Genomic DNA, 16017 nt, shown 5'->3' on the forward strand with positions numbered 1-16017 from the left:
ATCCTGAATTCGTGGTTCGACAAGCGCCATGGCTGTGACGTCTCCGGCCGGGACGGCGCCGGAATCGCGACGCCCAACGTTACCTGATCATAATACTCTGAAATATTCCGAAGGGAAGCCCTTGGATGCAGGACATCTGGCGAAGGGCTCGGATCACCCGTGCGGGAGTGTCCGAGGCCCTCCGCGAAAGGCCTCGCACAGGTGTCGTCTGGCCGAGGCCAACGGTGTCGCGGGGCGTCGCGATGGCGTGTGTCAGTCGGACGCTTCGCGGACCACGATGAAAAGCCCGCTGGCAACGATCACCAATGCGCCGAGCACGGTGGCCGGCGTCAGCAGATCGCCCCAGATCAGCCAGCCGAACGCCGTGGCCCAGATCAAGGACGTGTAGTCGAACGGCGCGACGATGGCGGCTGGTGCCATTCGGAATGCCTGGCCGATCAGGGCGATGCCAAGGCTGCCGCTGATGGCGATGCCGAGGAACAACCAAAGGTCGTCCGGACGGACCGGGGTCCACAGCCAGAAGGCCGCGGGGGCGGCATAGATCATCGGGAAAAGGACCACATAGAGCATCATGGTCAGTAAGCTTTCGTCCGGGTCGAGCCAGCGCGCGCTCAGCATGAACAGCGCGTAGAAAACCGCCACGCTGATCGGCAGGAGTGAGGCGAGCTGAAACGTCGAGCCGCCGGGCTGGACGATGATCAGAACGCCGACGAATCCCACGAGGACCGCGCACCATCGACGCCAGCCCACCCGCTCGCCCAACAGCGGGACCGAAAGCGCAGTGATGAAGATCGGGGCCGCGAAGACCAGTGCCGTCGCCTCGGCCAAGGGCAGGAAGCTGAGGCTCGTGAAATAGAGAGATGCGGCCGCGACCATGATCGCCCCGCGGCCCGCGTGCAGGCCCAAGGTCTGCGTGCGCAGCGCCGCCGCCCCGTGTGCCGCCAGCACAACGCCAACGATGATCGGAAGCGCGATCAAGTTCCGAAGGAACACGATGTGGATCGGGTGGTAGCGATCGGTCAGCACCTTCGCGATGGCGTCATTCAGCACGAGAAACATCACGCCGACGCAGATCGTGAAGATCCCGCCGACGATATTTTCCTGCCGTATCCGTGTTCTGGGGTTCATTCGGTTCTTCGCTCTGTTGTTCTGGCGGGTATCACAGCGCCGGCACAGATGCGAAGACCGGACAGCGAGATGTCGGGCGGGGCCGCGCCCGGGAGCGAGTCTGATCTGTGCTTTCCGGCTGGGCGCCATAGGTGGAGCCGTAGCAGCCGGACCCAGCAAGATCGGAGACCAGAGCGATGGCCGGACCTTTGAGCGGAATTCGCATCGTCGACCTGACCACGATGATCTCGGGGCCGCTGGCGACCATGACGCTGGCCGACCAGGGCGCCGAGGTCCTGAAGATCGAGCACCCGGAGGGCGGCGACCACAGCCGCCAGGTGACCGGGCGGCGCGGCGGGATGTCGGCGTCCTTTCTCAACAACAATCGCGGCAAGAAATCCGTCACGCTGAACCTGAAGGACCCGCGCGGGGTCGAGGCGGCGCTGGCGCTCTGCGCGACCGCCGACGTGGTGGTGCAGAATTTCCGCCCCGGCGTCATCGACCGGATCGGTCTCGGCGAGGCGGCGGTGCGGAAGGTGAAGCCCGACGTGGTCTATACCTCGATCGCGGGCTTCGGCTTCGAAGGTGACTGGGCGCGGCGGCCCGTCTACGACCCGCTGATCCAGGCGCTGTCGGGACTGGCCAGCGTGCAGGGCGGCGCGGACAGCGCCCGGCCAAGACTGGTCCGGACGATCCTGCCCGACAAGCTGACCGCGATCCAGACGGCGCAGGCGATCACGGCCGCGCTGTTGGCGCGCGCGCGGACGGGCGAGGGAAGCCACGTTCAGATCTCGATGCTCGACACCGTCCTGGCGTTCCTGTGGAGCTCGGACATGGCGGGCTACACCTTCGTCGGGGACGAGCTCGAGCCCCAGCGCGACGACGACGCGCAGACCTTCGTCGAACTGATCTACGAGACGGCGGATGGCTGGATGGCGGTGTCGGCGCATACCGACAGCACCTGGAAGGGCCTGGCCGCGGCGGTGGGCCGTCCCGACTGGCTGGAGGATCCACGTTTCGCCACCGTCGCCGCGCGGGAAGAGAACAAGCCCGCCCGGCTGGAGCTTACGCAGGAGGCGCTGCGCGAGGACACGACCGAGGGCTGGATGCGCCGCCTGACCGAGCACGACGTGCCCTGCGCCCCGGTCCTGACCCGCGCCGAGGTCTATTGCCACCCGCAGGTGCAGGCCAACGGCGCGGTGATCGAACGGGATCATCCGCAGGCCGGCCGGATCCGCCAGGCCCGCCCGCCCGCGCGGTTCTCGGGGCGGGCGCCCGACGCCGCCGCGCCCGCGCGCCGCCTGGGCGAGGACACCCGGGATGTCCTGATGGCGGCGGGCTACGACGCGGCAACGGTCGACGAAATGATCGCCGCCGGCGTCGCGACCGGCCCGCAGGAGGGGACCCCATGATCGACCTCTATTACGCGCCCACGCCGAACGGCTGGAAGGCGGCCATCATGCTGGAAGAGACCGGGCTGGACTATCGCCCGATCCTGCTGAAGCTGTCCGAGGGCGACCAGTTCGCGCCGGACTTCCTGGCGATAAGCCCGAACGCCAAGATCCCGGCCATCATCGATCACGATCCGGGGGCAGGGTGGGGCGCGGACCCGGTCAGCGTCTTCGAGTCCGGCGCCATCCTGCTGTATCTTGCCGACAAGTCCGGACAGTTCGCGCCGCCGCCCGAGGATCGCCGCGGCCGCAAGGCGTTGAACGAGTGGTTGTTCTGGCAAGTGGGCAACCAGGGCCCCATGGGCGGGCAGCTCAGCCATTTCCGCAACTACGCGCCCGAGGACGAGCGCGACTACGGGTTCCAGCGCTATCGCGGCGAATACGACCGGAACCTGCGCGTGCTGGAAAACCGGCTGGAGGGCCGCGATTACCTGCTGGGCGACTATTCCATCGCGGACATGCTGGCCTTTCCCTGGGCCTTCATCGCGAAACCGCTGGGGGCGTCGCTGGACGATTTCCCGCGCGTCGCCGACTGGCGTGCCCGGATCAAGGCGCGGCCCGCCGTTCGGCGCGCCATCGACCTGCACAAGTCCGAGCAGAACCGCGGGCAACACCGCGTGGACAACAACACCGTCCTGTTCAACCAGTCCGGCGCCTCGCTAGGACGCGGTTCTGCGGACGATAGCTGAACCACGCCCGGTGGCCGTGTCGGCTGCGCGGCACGGGCGCGTCGCCTATCCGGCTCGCGCTATTCGGGGTAGTCTCGGGGGAACGATCCAAATGCAGAAGGACTCAGCCTGACATGGCGAACGCGTCTCGAACTGTCCACAGCACGGCCATCGCTGCAACGCTGGAAGAGGAGATCGTGACCGGACGCTTGAACGCCGGGTCGCGGTTGGACGAAGCCTCCCTCACCAAGCGGTTCGGCGTGTCCCGCACCCCGGTGAGAGAGGCGCTGCACACCCTGGTTTCGCGGTCGCTGGCGGAGCGTATCCCGTTTCGCGGGGTCATTGTCGTCGACACGACGCCCGAAAGGGTCGAGCAGATGTTCGAGGCGATGGGAGAAATGGAGGCCCTCTGCGGTCGCCTGGCCAGCGAGAGGATGAAGATGCGCGAGCGCACGCAGCTGGAGGAATACGTCTCCCGGCTGGGAGCGATTTCCGCGCAAGGGGACGCGGAAGGATACGAGATCGCCAACGCGCAATTCCACGAGCTGATCTACGCGGGTGCGCACAACAAGGACCTGGAGGAGGTCAGCACGGCGCTGCGGTTGAAGCTTGCCCCCTTCCGAAAGTCCCAGCTGCGGTCGACCGAGCGGATGCATCGCTCGAACGAAGAGCACGCGGTGATCGTCGCCGCGATCCTGGATCGCGATCCCGAGGGGGCGGCGCGCGCGCTGCGGCGACACCTGGTCAGCGCGGCGCGCGAGGTGCTGCGCGGCCTGCGGGAAGGCACGGGCCAGACCGCGGAGAAGGGGCTAAAGGGCGACTAGACCCAGCGGCAGGCGCGGACGGGTGGTGGCGCGCCATCGCCGCCGCGCCGTCCCTTCAATGCCCTCGGTAGTCTACCACCCGATCGCCTCGGGCAGCCAAAGGGCCAGCCCGGGAAAGAAGAAGACGAGGAACAGGCCGAACAACTGTATCGCGATGAACGGCAGAACCCCGCGATAGATCTGCGTCGTCTTGACCTCGGGCGGCGCGACCCCCTTCAGGAAGAACAGCGCCCAGCCGAAGGGCGGCGTGAGGAACGAGGTTTGCAGGTTCATCCCCACGAGGATCGCGATCCACGCCATGTCCGCCCCCGAGGCGAGGAAGACCGGCAGGAAAAGCGGAAGGGCGATGTAGGAGATCTCGATCCATTCCAGGAAGAACCCGAGCACGAAGAGAAGGATCATCAGGAACAGCAATTGTCCGTTGAGCCCGCCCGGAAGGCTGCCGAAGGCATCCTGCACCAGCCGTTCGCCACCCAGCCCGCGGAAGGCAAGGCCGAAGGGCTGCGCGAAGATCAGGATGAGGAAGACCATGGCCGATGTCACGAACGCCGATTGCACGGTTTCGCGCAGGATCGACCAGTTCAGCCGTCGCGCCAGTGCCGCGAGAAGAAGCGATCCGAAGGCGCCCATGGACGCGGCCTCGGTCGGCGCGGCGATGCCCCCGATGATCGAGCCGAGCACCAGCGCGATCAGCGCGATGGGCGGCAGAACGACCTTCACCAGCCGAAGCGCCAGGTCGCGGCCGGATACCTGCGCGCGCTCCTCGGCCGGGATGGCCGGGACGCTTGCGGGCGATACGATGCCCAGGATCAGGATATAGGCGACGAACAGTCCGGCCAGCAGCAGGCCCGGAAACAGCGCGGCGGCAAACAGCGTGCCGACGCTTTCCCCCATGATGTCGGCCAGCAGGATCAGCACGAGGCTGGGCGGAATGATCTGGCCCAGCGTGCCCGAGGCGCAGATGATCCCGGTCGCGACCCCGGTATCGTAGCCCCGCCGCAGTAGCGGCGACAGCGCGATCAGACCGACGGTGACGACGGTCGCGCCCACCACGCCCGAGGCCGCCCCCATGAGCACGCCGACGAGGATGATGGCCAGCGCCATGCCGCCGCGCAGCCCGCCCATGGCAAGGCCTATGACCTCCAGCAGGTCCTCGGCTATTCGGCTCTTCTCCAGCATGATCCCCATGAAAATGAAAAGGGGGAGCGCCAGCAGCGTGTAGTTCGTCACCACGCCGAAGATCCGCGATGGCATGAGCGTGAAAAGCATCCCGCCGAAACCGGCATAGCCGAAGGCCAGCCCGGTCACGCCCAGGCAAATGGCGACGGGGACGCCCGCCAGCAGCAGCACGAAGAAGGCACCGATCATGCACAGTGCAAGGATTTCCGTGAAGGGCATGGGTTCTAGGACCTGATTTCCGGGGACAGCAGCCGCGCGGCGGCTTCGCATGTCATGGCGAGCGCCTGGACGGCGAGCAGGACGAAGGCCGCCGGGATGCAGGCCTTCAGGATGTATCGGTGGGTCAGGCCGCCGGGATCCGCCGAGCCTTCGCCGATCGAGTAGCTCTGTTCGACGAAACCGATCGAGAGCCAAGCGATGATCAGCGACACGACGAGCAGCGCGATGCTGGAGAACAGGTCCACGGCGCCTTGGGCCCGCGCGCTCATGCGGCCGTAGTAGATGTCGACACGGACTTCGCCGCCCTGGTTGAGGCAGTAGGACATGCCGAACAGGGCGGCGACGGCCAGAACGTGCCACTCCAGTTCCTGGAGGGCGACCGTCCCGAAGTTGAACAGGTATCGGCCCAGGACGTTGAACGCCACGAGCAGGACCAGGACCAGACCGCTCCACGCGGTGACCTGGCCGATGATGCGGACGATGCCCGACGCGATATCCGCGACCGAGGCCAGACGGGCCGATACCTTGTCGCTCATAGTTCGAAGAGCACCTTCTCCGACAGGGTGGCCCAGGTGCCATGCTCGGCCATGAAGCCCATGTAGCTGTCATGGACGCGCTTCAGGTCCGCGTCCTGGGCGGCCGCGTCGGCAAGGACCGTCTCGGTGACCGACTTGAGCTCGCTGACGACCTCGGGCGGCAGCACGTTGGCGATCACCCCCTGGTTTTCCACCAGGTCGGTCATGGCTTCGCCGTTGACCGCCTCGCTCCAGGTGTGGCTTTCGAGGTTGCACGCCATGGCAGCCGTCTGGACGATGGCTTGCAGATCCGCGGGCAGGCTGTCCCACGCCGCGCGGTTGATCAGCAGCTCGGTGGTGTTCGACGGCTCGGCCCAGCCGGTCGTGTAGTAATACGAAGCGGCGTTCTGCAGGCCGAGGCGGCGGTCCTGGTAGGGTCCGACGAACTCGGCCGCGTCGATCACCCCGCGCTCGAGCGCGGGGAAGATCTCGCCGCCCGGCAGCAGGCGGACATCGACGCCAAGCTCGGCATAGACTTTTCCGGCAAGGCCCGGGATGCGCATCTTGAGATCCTGGAAATCCGCGGTGCTCTCGATGGGCTCGCGGAACCAGCCGGTCATCTGCACCCCGGTATTGCCCATGGGCAACGCCTTCAGGCCAAGCGGCTGGTAAAGCTCGTCCCACAGCTCCATCCCGCCCCCGTGGTAGAGCCAGGCGTTCATGCCCTGGAAGTTCATGCCGAACGGGACCGTGGTGAAATACTGCGCGGCGGGGATCCGGCCGGCCCAGAAATAGGCGTTGGCCGCGTTCATCTCGACCGCGCCACCGCGGACGGCGTCGAACCCTTCAAGCGCCGGGATCAGCTCGCCGGCCGCGAAATGCTGGATCTGCAACCGGCCGCCGGACATGGCCGCGACCTTCTCGCAGAAATCCGTCGGGCTGCCCGGGCCCTCGACGTAGAAGGGCGATCCCGGACCGTAGGCGTTGGTCATACGCCAGTTGAAACTGTCCTGGGCGCGCGCGATCGACGGCGCGGCAAGAGGCGCGGCGCCGACGGCCGTCGCTGTGGTGAGAAACTTTCTTCTGTGCATGGCAAAACCCTCGCTTGAGATCGTTGCAACCAAGGCGAAGCTTTGTGCGGCGTGGCGCGAAGGCCAGTTCGCCGGACATGAAGGCGGGTTTCCCGGATGGGCTTTGTATACAATTTCATCCAAATGAGGATGAATTGTCTACGATCGTAGCGGTTTCGGAAGCCCGATGCGATCGCCGGGGCAAGATCGAGACAGGGTCGATTCCGCCTTCCCCCGGACTCGATCGACGTGATTTCTCGAAATCCCCACATGGAGAAGCCCCCACGAGACGACGCACGCCGCGTTCGCTTGACGAGGTCGGCCCGGTGAGGGCCATTTGACGAGGTCTCTCGAATCCGAATGAAGGGAGGGTACCGAACCGCAGGCGACACCGCTCCGTCAGGCCGAGAGATTTGCGGTTGGGTCGAAAAGCCGAACCCGATCCGGGATGGGAAGGTGACGCCATACCTGCGCCTCGCGGTCACCGGGCTGGCGGCTGCATGTCCAAGCTGCTGGCGGTGCCCGGGGTCCGGGCCGATCCGTCACAGACCGGTCCATAGCCGGGTGTTACGTTCGTCTCGAACAAGCGGGGGTGTAGGTCACGCCCGGGCTGCCATCCGATGCTTGCCGCGGCAGATCAGAACACTCCCATCGCCAGGCCAGCGCCCATGGCGGCGCCCAGTTCACGGCAGCGGTCCAGGTCGTCTTCGGGGATTTGCTTCTCCGCCAGGATCCGCTCGGGCGTTTGGGCGTGCGTGCAGACGATCAGAGGCGCTTGGACCTCCTTCAAACGCCAGCCCTGCGCGATGCGCGCTGTCTGCCGCGCCGCGTTCTCACCGTCCGAACCCGCGCAGACCATCTGGGCATATGGGCGGCCTTCGATCTTCCCCAGAACGGGGTAGTAGCAGCGATCGAAGAAGTCCTTCAGGAGGCCGGCAATCGCGGCCAGGTTCTCGGGACCGCAGAAGATGTAGCCGTCGGACGAAAGCAGGTCCTCGGGCTCTGCTTCGGCGGCAATCTTGATGACGGTCTCGACCTCTTCCCGTGCCGCGTCCGCAGCCGCCTCGGCCATCTGTCGGCTGCCGCCGGTTTTGGAATGATATACGAGCAGAAGACGTGTCATATCAGAGCGCTATCGCGGGTGCTCACTCATCATCAAGCCCGTCCGGGTCAGCGTTTTCGATCTGTACACGTCCGGAATGTTGCCGCGGCACCACAGGCGGATTATGTTCCAGGCGGCTTATCTGGCCGCATATCGGATTTATTAGTTTGTCTTTTCAATTTGTTATGCGGACGGCTTATTTTTGGGCGATTTGATCGCGGGCCTTGGTTTTGAAGGAAAATTCCAATTTGATAAAGGGTTATGCACAGGCTTATCCGCAGAAGCTGGGGAATGAACGCCCCTTGGGTGTCCGGCCATTTCGTGACAGCCCCCGGCGCGTGCCCGGGATTCGCTGCGTCGGACGGCAGGCCGAGCTTCTCCTGGGCGGTCAGGAAATCGGTGTTCAGCGTCGCCGGAATACGGATGCAGGCTCGCCAAGGCGCCCGGCTGATGCCTCGAAGCCGCGACGGAACGTGTTCGACACATAGGCAGGGACTGGCCCGGTCCGATCGCCGACAGGGCCAGTCTGCTGTCACTGGCGCCTACTGGGCCGCGATCGAGAAGAACATCGTCTCGCCCGAATGGTCGTCGACGCCGTCATTGTCGGTCGACACCCACATCGTGCCATCCTCGGCGACCGCCAGCCCCTCGACCTTGTCGAGCACGTAGCCGCCGGTCGAGCGCAGGTCGGGCAACAGGTCCACCACGAGCTCGGGCTCCAGCACCGCCGGGGTTTCGTCCAGCCCGACCATCCGGTCCATGGCGCTCAGCGGCACGCGCGTGATCTGCTTGGTGACGGCGCGGGCGTCGTGCTGGTTGTCACGCTCGATGAAATAGACCCAGTCCCCTTGCGCCACGATCTCCGACAGGCCGACCCAGCCCGCGTCGGGGGCGGTCAGCGGGTAGTGGATCACCGACCATTCCTCGCTGCTCAGGTCGTATCCCAGGACCTTGGCGTGGTGGTCGGGATCGTCGCGCCACTCGCGCTGAACCGCGACGTAGAGCATTTCGTCGACCCGCGTGATCCCTTCGAACCCGAAGCGACGCTCGACGGCCAGAAGCCCGTCGGGCAGGGCGATGTAGTCCTCGATCGCACCGTCGGCGCCCACGTGGTAGATCGCATGCGGCACCAGCCGGTCCGACCGTCCCTCGGACGCGATCCAGAAGCCGCCGTCGCCGTCCAGCGTGATGCCTTCCATGTCCATCAGCTGGGCCGGTTGCCCCTCGCGCGTCACCCGGATCGCGTCGACGATGCGCGCCGGTGTTTCCGACACGTCGATATGGAAGATGGTGGGCTGCATTCCGTAGAAGCTGTCCGAAACCGCGTATATCGTGCCGTCCTCGGCCATGACCTGGCCCGAGATCGCGCCCCAGCCCGTCAGCTGGTCCATGCCGGCCGAGGTCAGGTGCGGATAGACCGCCGGCGCGTCCTGGTATTCGAACAGCATGACGTGTGCGCGGGCCCCGGCATCGTCCGTCTCGTTCGCCGAGATCAGCAGGTTGCGCTCGGGGATGGTGACATAGCCCTCGGGCCCGATCCCCGACGGCAGCAGCTGCCGCAGCACCGGCGCGGCGGGATCGGTCACGTCGTAGACGCCGACCACCGATGCCCGCTCGGCGCCGACGAAGACGAACGGCGTTTCGCCGAAGGTGTCGAAGGTCACGCTTTCGGGCTCCACGCCCTTGTTGCCCGAGCGCTCCTCCGGGTAGTGGCCGATCTGGATGATGGCGTTTTCGAAATCCATGCCGGACTCGTAAACGACGTCGCCATCCTGGCTGAAGATCGTCCAGCCGCGCGATCCGCCGTCCATGTCACCCTCGTTGGCGGTGGCGAAGTGGGTGTCGTCGATCCAGGCGATGCTGTCGGGCTCACGTGGGACGGTGATGGTGTCCTCGAAGACCAGCGCGCCTTCCTCGCTGGTGTCGACGTTGTCGAGCGTGACCTCGCCGGCGGAGAAATGGCTGATAACTTCGCCGTCCGATGACAGGACCACGATATGGTTGTTTTCCTGCAGGGTGACGACGACCTCGTTCTCGGCGTTGATCGACACGAATTCCGGCTCGGGGTCCTCGGGCGCGACCTCGGCCAGGCCGGTGACGTCCGCGATGCGAGCCGTGTCACAATCAATGAGCCCGTCTTCGGTCAGGTCCACCATGAAGACCGAACCGGCGGGCATCTGGCCCACACGGCCGTCGCCGAGGTCCTCGTCGCGCTCGTTCTCGATGGCCACGGCAAGGAACGAGCCGTCCGGCGCGATGCCGACGCTGTCGGGCTGTCCGGGCAGGTCGCAACGGCCGACTTCCTGCTGGGTTGTGACGTCCACCTCGACCAGATAACCCGACGGATCGGTGAAGCTTTCCGAGGTGTTCACCCCGGCGAGGGCATGGTTGCCGATCACGGCCACGGAGGTCGGCTCGCCCTGGGGCATGAAGACGCCAGCCGCGGTCGGATTGGCCGGGTCGGTGATGTCGATGAACCCGATCGAGCCGCCGGGGCTGTCGGTATAGACGAGCGTCATGCCGTCTTCGGTCGCGGCGATGATCTCGGCCGAGGTCTCTTCGGCGTCGGGCAGGTTGTCGGCGACGCGGAAGGACGCGATGCGGTTGAAGTTCATGTCCTGCGCGAAGGTCGGCGCGGCAAGACAGACGAGGGCCGACGAAAGCGTCAGCGCGCGGTAAGCCATTTGATGTCTCCCCAGTGGCGATATGCGGGCGGAGCGCGCTTCGGCGCGCAGCCGCGCCCGTTATGCCCACGCCTGTGTGACAGTTCCGCGACGGAGCCCGAGGGGTATCCGCCCTGGGTCTGGTGACGACATCCGCGCCCGTACGGCGCGCGTGCCGCGGATGGCGGCCCGGGCGGCGAGCAGGGCTGATCAGTAGGGCAAACATGCCTCGGCTGCGCGAAGGCCCAGTGTCAGCTTCGGGAATAGAGCGGTCACTCGCTGCGGACAGCGATGCACTATAGATCAACCCGGACCACTCAGTTGGGGCAACTCGGGCGCGCGCACGGCAAGTTGGGGGATCTCGAGGCGAAATGTTGTGGTTCCGGTCTCGCTGGTAGCCGACAACTGACCGTTGTGTGCACGCGCAATCGACGATGCGATATGAAGTCCGAGACCAAGACCTGTGCTCCCGATTTCGCTGCCGCGGCGGAAAGGCTGAAAGAGGATCGACTGGATGCTCTGCGGAATCGTCTCGCCTTCATTGGTCACCTCGATCGTGAGCGCCTTGGCGTAGCAATCGCCTGTGATCCTGATGGGTGTATCAGAGCAGCCGTGGGTGATCGCATTGGAGATGAGATTCGAGACCGCCTGCCCGAGACGGGCTGGATCGCAGTTGATTGCTTGAGGAAAATTGAGGTCGAGGACGATCTCGCGATCCGGCGACGCGACGCGTATTTCTTCGACGACCTGCTCCAGAGTTTCCGCCAGGCGCGCATCGGGGATGGCGGAGACGCTGATGCCGCCGCCCAATCGAGATTTCGCGTGCAGCATAAGGTTCTCAATTAACTCGTTCATCCTGTGCAGGGATGCTCGCATAAGACCGAGATATTCGCGACCTCGGTCGGACATTGGCTCCTTGCCGAGTTGACGGACACCCGAGAGCAAGGCCGCCACCGGGTTGCGAAGATCATGACCCAAGATCGCGACGAACTCCTCCTGCACTTGCAGCAGCTTGCGCTCGTGTTCGACCAATAGCTCTTGTGCTTCGAGGCGTTCCTCGGTCTCGAGGCTCCGTCCAATCAGGCCGGCGAACATCTCCAGCATCGCGACAGAGCGCGGGTTATTCACCGCCTTCGGCTCGGTGTCGATTGCGCAGAGTGTGCCGAAGAAGCTGCCGTCGCTGCGATAAATTGGGACCGAAGCGTAGCTGACAATACCGAATTGCGTGGCGATGGGATGCCCACGATAGATCGCGTCGGTCTCAGCATTGTTGAAGATCACCATCTCGGACGAGTCGCGCACGGTCTGGCAGAAGGTCGACTCGATTGCGATTTCGTCGCCCGCGGCGATCCCGAAATTGACCTCATCGACGGTTCGGCAAGCAACCCATCTGTCGGCGGTGACGCGCGCGACACCAGCAAAGCGCATGTTTGTTGCCAGCATCACTGTTTCGAGGAGCGTTCCGACCATCTCGCTTGACGCGAGCCGCTCAATATCGGTCTGGAAGTCGTGCGTTCCCGCGACGAACGTTGCGTGGTCCTGCGTCGCGGTCCGCGAGCTTCGCGCATTCATCGAGTGTCCCTTCAAAACATCTAGCTAAGCTCTCGCACCTAACTGTATATAGTGAAGTCGGGAGTGAGTAGCTTTACGATCAGATAGCTCAAAGGAACAGGAGGGCGGTGATGGGGGCCCATCGGACGTTTGAGGCCACAACCGCGCTTCATTGCTGATGGCTGCCTTCTAGATCGAGTCGTTGTCGAGTGAGATTTTTGCCAGCAAGGCAACCGAGTCAGATATTGCTTGCGCAGAGTTGACCATCGTCAGCCCAGCTTCCCTTGTCATGCGGTCCAAGTCTGACATCGCACCCAAGAGCTTCCTGTCGCTCGAGAGTAAGTTTGCACGCCTCGTTGTAGATGTCAGATCCACTTGAGACGCGAGGATGAACCTAGTTTCCCTGTCCGGCGCCCGAAGCCGGGTCATGAAGACAAAGTTGTCGAATTCTGATCCGTTCTTCCGGTAGTTGACGACCGGGAAGCGGCCCGAGTCGCGAGCGGTATCTTGGAGGAAGTCAGAGAGATCCTGACGAGTTTCATCTATCGTTGCTACGCCTTGCAAGAAACGGCAGTTTCGACTGACCTGAGCCCCGACTCTCCTCCGGGTTTCGGGAGAATCCGCAGGTTGATTTCTGGGGCTACGCGGCGCGCATTTCCATGCCCTTCTTCGCCATGAACTCGGCCGGCGGGATGTTCCCGAGGCCGGAGTGTGGGCGGTGGTGGTTGTAGTCGTGTTGCCAAGCGCGGATCTGCTGCCGCGCCTCGCCGATCGATGAGAACAGTGTTTCGTTGAGCAGCTCGTCGCGGAACCGCCCGTTGAAGCTCTCGACGAAGCCGTTCTGCATGGGCTTTCCAGGCGCGATGTAGTGCCACTCGACGGCGGTGCGTTGGCACCAGGACAGGATCGCCATCGATGTCAGTTCCGTGCCATTGTCGCTGACCACCATGACAGGACGCCCCCGCCGGGCTACCACGGCGTCGAGTTCACGGGCGACGCGGTGGCCGGACAGAGAGGTATCGGCAACAAGCGCCAGACACTCGCGGCTGTAGTCGTCGACCACGGCCAGCACCCGGAAACGGCGCCCGTCCGTCAGCGCGTCGCTCACGAAGTCCAGGCTCCAGCGGATGTTGGGCGCGTCCGGCAGCAGCATCGGTCGGCGCGTGCCGAGAGCGCGCTTCCGGCCACCCCTGCGGCGCACCTGGAGCTTTTCCTCGCAATAGAGCCGCCGCAGCTTCTTGAGGTTCATCGCGATCCCCTGCCGCTCGAGCATGATGTGGATGCGCCGGTAACCGAAGCGCCGTCGCTCGGCCGCGACAGCCTTCATGGCAGCCCGAACCTCGGCATCGTCCGGGCGCACGCTCCGATACCGCACACTCGATCGATCCACGGCCAGGGCTTGGCACGCCCGGCGCTGGCTCACCCCGTGGATCTCCACGACATGCGCCACGGCCTCCCGCCTGACGCCGGGCGCTACCATTTTTTTGCCGCGACATCCTTCAGGATCGCGTTGTCCAGCATGGCCTCGGCCAGCAGCTTCTTCAACTTGCCGTTCTCGTCCTCGAGCGCCCTCAGCCGTCGGGCGTCGGACACCTCGAGCCCGCCATACTTCGCCTTGTATTTGTAGAACGTCGCTGAGCTGATCCCGTGCTTGCGGCAGACATCGGCCGTCGCCATGCCGGCCTCCTGCTCCTTCAGCATCGCGATGATCTGCTCCTCGCTGAACCTCGATCGCTTCATCGTCCGTCTCCTCGTTTGGAGCGGATTCTACCTCAAACTGGAGGAGTATGCGGGGCTCAGGTCACGACCGACAATTTCGTCACGGCTGTATCCCGTGAGATGGCAAAAGGCATCGTTGGCGAAGACGAGCGCCATATCGTCTGTCAAATTTGCCACTGATATAGGCACGCGCACCTTCTCGAGATACTCCCTGATCTCCGGCGGAAGCTTTTGAGTATTCGTGATGATTCTCTCCTTGAGCCGAGGTCCGGCCACTACGTCTTTACGGGCCTAAGCTCCGGCGCCGCAAAGTCAGCCAGCCACGTCGAGAAATCCAATCGACCTGCCGCGACACGCAGCTCCTAGCCGGTCAGAGAGGCGGAATCGTTCTCCGTATCGCGGCGTCTTGAGATTATAGTAGCACGGTTCTGGCCTGTGTGTCAGTCGGTCGACTGGGACTTGCGAGAGGTCTTCCGCACCTTTTTCGAGGGGGCCGGTTCCAGTCGCGCCTTTTCGGAGATATCCCTTGCGAGACGCGCCGCACGGAGTTTCTGAGTCTTGGCCTGGCGAGCGGAGGAATCTGCTTCGACCATGTCCTTGACAATCCTCGTGATATTATCGGCCTTGGTCTCGGATGCAGTTGGGCGGAAGACTGTATTTTTATTTGGCAAGGTATTCTCCATCTATAAAGCTGAAGGCAGGACGGAAAATGCGTCCTGGTTCTCCCCGGATCGCATCGGCATGAATAAATAAGCAGGGCCTTTATCCCGCCTCACTTCGATGTCGAAATATTGAAATTGAAGCGGCGAAATTCTAGTGCCAAGGTGTCCGCCGCAAGAGGCTGCGAAGAAGTCTGGGCTAACCCAATAGGCAAGCTTCCTTGCAAAGCTTTTCGCGCTTACTCACCAAGACAAAAAGGGGCGTTCGAAGACGCCCCTTTCCAGCTTCATTTCGACCGTTCAGGCGAGCTGAAGGTTCGCCGCGGACTCTCTACCGTCGCGGCCGGTTTCGATGTCGTAGGTCACTTTCTGATCATCGTTCACAGTCGTCATGCCGGCGCGCTCGACAGCAGAAATGTGAAGAAAGACATCCTTGCCGCCTGTTTCGGGGGCAATGAAGCCGAAGCCTTTGGTGGGGTTAAACCATTTCACGGTGCCGTTGGCCATCGTGAGATCTCCTCGAGTTTTCAACCTGTTCGCGGAATTGCAACAGCGTGGCGCAGTGGCCAAAATCGAGTTCGCTGATGTCCGAGTAGGGAAAGCAAAGGATCGACAGAGGGAACGTAGCCTTGCCTGTGTGACAGGTCGCAGGCCAACTGTCCACCATTATCCGCTTGAAGAACACGCACTCGTCATCGGTGGCCGTATGTTAAGAAAAGCCTAATTGGAGAGGTTGGGAGGAGAGATCAGAGCACCTAACCGGAAGGATTTCTCGCCCCATCAGCGCCGAGCGGCGCCCTGGCCCTCCGCCAGTCGTTCCGAGAACCATCGGCGCAAGGATTCTGGCGCCGCGCCGTGGCATTTGGCGCCGTCGAACAGTTTCCGCTCTTTAGGCTCAGGACCCATTGATCTGAGCGGAAGTGCGTGATTCACCGCCAAAAAAACTGAGCGGTGACATGTCTGATCTCTTCTGGCTCAGCGATGCGCAGATGGCGCGTCTGGAGCCCTACTTCCCGAAGTCCCATGGCAAGCCCCGCGTCGATGATCGACGCGTCCTGAGCGGGATTATCTTCATCAATCGCAATGGCTTGCGCTGGCGAGATGCACCGAAGGAATATGGCCCGCACAAGACGCTCTACAACCGCTGGAAGCGTTGGAGCGACAAAGGCATCTTCGCGAAGATGATGGCGGGGCTGGCTGCCGAGCACGGCGAGAAGAAGACTGTGATGATCGACGCCACCTATCTGAAGGCCCACAGAACGGCGTCCAGTCTGGGCGTCAAAAAGGGGG

The 16017-nt window shown here is 63.9% G+C and carries 15 protein-coding genes; 4 read left to right on the forward strand and 11 right to left on the reverse strand.

Features of this window, described 5'->3' with window-relative positions; translation table 11 throughout:
- Positions 1–252: 252 nt before the first annotated feature.
- Positions 253–1257, reverse strand: coding sequence for a DMT family transporter (locus BUB76_RS09875; RefSeq protein WP_236737893.1), 1005 nt, complete (start codon positions 1255–1257; stop codon positions 253–255).
- 59 nt (positions 1258–1316) lie between these two features.
- Here BUB76_RS09875 and BUB76_RS09880 point away from each other — a divergent pair, with 59 nt between their 5' ends.
- From BUB76_RS09880 to BUB76_RS09890, 3 genes are all read left to right on the forward strand, one after another.
- Entirely contained in the window at positions 1317–2519 is a 1203-nt protein-coding gene (locus BUB76_RS09880; RefSeq protein ID WP_214607529.1) for a CaiB/BaiF CoA transferase family protein, read from the forward strand.
- Positions 2516–3247 (forward strand): glutathione S-transferase family protein, encoded by a 732-nt coding sequence (locus BUB76_RS09885; protein WP_073128614.1) that lies wholly within the window; start codon positions 2516–2518, stop codon positions 3245–3247. The genes BUB76_RS09880 and BUB76_RS09885 overlap by 4 nt, the downstream gene beginning before the upstream one ends.
- Positions 3248–3360: 113 nt before the next feature.
- Complete coding sequence (locus BUB76_RS09890) at positions 3361–4050, forward strand: GntR family transcriptional regulator (protein WP_073128615.1); 690 nt, start codon at positions 3361–3363, stop codon at positions 4048–4050.
- A gap of 72 nt (positions 4051–4122) precedes the next feature.
- Here the strand turns inward: BUB76_RS09890 and BUB76_RS09895 are convergent, their stop codons facing one another.
- The 10 genes from BUB76_RS09895 to BUB76_RS09945 form a co-directional block, all read right to left on the reverse strand.
- Positions 4123–5448 (reverse strand): TRAP transporter large permease, encoded by a 1326-nt coding sequence (locus BUB76_RS09895; RefSeq protein WP_073128616.1) that lies wholly within the window; start codon positions 5446–5448, stop codon positions 4123–4125.
- A gap of 5 nt (positions 5449–5453) precedes the next feature.
- Complete coding sequence (locus BUB76_RS09900; RefSeq protein ID WP_073128617.1) at positions 5454–5984, reverse strand: TRAP transporter small permease subunit; 531 nt, start codon at positions 5982–5984, stop codon at positions 5454–5456.
- Positions 5981–7054, reverse strand: a complete 1074-nt coding sequence (locus tag BUB76_RS09905) for a TRAP transporter substrate-binding protein (protein ID WP_073128618.1) — start codon at positions 7052–7054, stop codon at positions 5981–5983. The genes BUB76_RS09900 and BUB76_RS09905 overlap by 4 nt, the downstream gene beginning before the upstream one ends.
- Before the next feature lie 616 nt (positions 7055–7670).
- Positions 7671–8156, reverse strand: a complete 486-nt coding sequence (locus BUB76_RS09910) for a flavodoxin family protein (RefSeq protein WP_073128619.1) — start codon at positions 8154–8156, stop codon at positions 7671–7673.
- A 521-nt stretch (positions 8157–8677) separates the two neighbouring features.
- A complete protein-coding gene (locus BUB76_RS09915) occupies positions 8678–10819 on the reverse strand; it encodes an esterase-like activity of phytase family protein (RefSeq protein ID WP_073128620.1) in 2142 nt (713 codons plus the stop codon).
- 282 nt (positions 10820–11101) lie between these two features.
- Entirely contained in the window at positions 11102–12370 is a 1269-nt protein-coding gene (locus BUB76_RS09920; RefSeq protein WP_073128621.1) for a sensor histidine kinase, read from the reverse strand.
- A gap of 619 nt (positions 12371–12989) precedes the next feature.
- A protein-coding gene (locus BUB76_RS09930; protein ID WP_139250836.1) for an IS3 family transposase occupies positions 12990–14089 on the reverse strand; the annotation gives its coding sequence in 2 pieces (ribosomal slippage) (positions 12990–13840 and positions 13840–14089; 1101 coding nt in all).
- A 27-nt stretch (positions 14090–14116) separates the two neighbouring features.
- Entirely contained in the window at positions 14117–14344 is a 228-nt protein-coding gene (locus tag BUB76_RS18345) for a PAS domain S-box protein (RefSeq protein ID WP_073128625.1), read from the reverse strand.
- Between the two features lie 164 nt (positions 14345–14508).
- Positions 14509–14751 carry a hypothetical protein gene (locus tag BUB76_RS17930; RefSeq protein WP_175550293.1) on the reverse strand — a complete coding sequence of 81 codons (243 nt, stop codon included), beginning with the start codon at positions 14749–14751 and terminating at the stop codon, positions 14509–14511.
- A 276-nt stretch (positions 14752–15027) separates the two neighbouring features.
- Complete coding sequence (locus BUB76_RS09945; protein WP_073128626.1) at positions 15028–15234, reverse strand: cold-shock protein; 207 nt, start codon at positions 15232–15234, stop codon at positions 15028–15030.
- A gap of 449 nt (positions 15235–15683) precedes the next feature.
- Between BUB76_RS09945 and BUB76_RS09950 the strand changes: the two genes are divergently transcribed.
- A partial coding sequence (locus BUB76_RS09950) for an IS5/IS1182 family transposase (protein ID WP_073128627.1) occupies positions 15684–16017 on the forward strand: 334 nt, incomplete at its 3' end.

Origin of the sequence: Palleronia salina (assembly GCF_900141995.1) — a bacterium.
In the GTDB taxonomy this organism is placed as follows: domain Bacteria; phylum Pseudomonadota; class Alphaproteobacteria; order Rhodobacterales; family Rhodobacteraceae; genus Palleronia; species Palleronia salina.

Bases quoted from the DNA above. Each gene is read 5' to 3' on its own strand.
- BUB76_RS09905 (WP_073128618.1), bottom strand. From the start codon at position 7,054: ATGCACAGAAGAAAGTTTCTCACCACAGCGACGGCCGTCGGCGCCGCG.
- BUB76_RS09910 (WP_073128619.1), bottom strand. From the start codon at position 8,156: ATGACACGTCTTCTGCTCGTATATCATTCCAAAACCGGCGGCAGCCGA.
- BUB76_RS09890 (WP_073128615.1), top strand. From the start codon at position 3,361: ATGGCGAACGCGTCTCGAACTGTCCACAGCACGGCCATCGCTGCAACG.
- BUB76_RS17930 (WP_175550293.1), bottom strand. From the start codon at position 14,751: ATGGAGAATACCTTGCCAAATAAAAATACAGTCTTCCGCCCAACTGCA.
- BUB76_RS09875 (WP_236737893.1), bottom strand. From the start codon at position 1,257: ATGGCGCCCAGCCGGAAAGCACAGATCAGACTCGCTCCCGGGCGCGGC.
- BUB76_RS09900 (WP_073128617.1), bottom strand. From the start codon at position 5,984: ATGAGCGACAAGGTATCGGCCCGTCTGGCCTCGGTCGCGGATATCGCG.
- BUB76_RS09945 (WP_073128626.1), bottom strand. From the start codon at position 15,234: ATGGCCAACGGCACCGTGAAATGGTTTAACCCCACCAAAGGCTTCGGC.
- BUB76_RS09920 (WP_073128621.1), bottom strand. From the start codon at position 12,370: ATGAATGCGCGAAGCTCGCGGACCGCGACGCAGGACCACGCAACGTTC.
- BUB76_RS09915 (WP_073128620.1), bottom strand. From the start codon at position 10,819: ATGGCTTACCGCGCGCTGACGCTTTCGTCGGCCCTCGTCTGTCTTGCC.
- BUB76_RS09895 (WP_073128616.1), bottom strand. From the start codon at position 5,448: ATGCCCTTCACGGAAATCCTTGCACTGTGCATGATCGGTGCCTTCTTC.
- BUB76_RS09885 (WP_073128614.1), top strand. From the start codon at position 2,516: ATGATCGACCTCTATTACGCGCCCACGCCGAACGGCTGGAAGGCGGCC.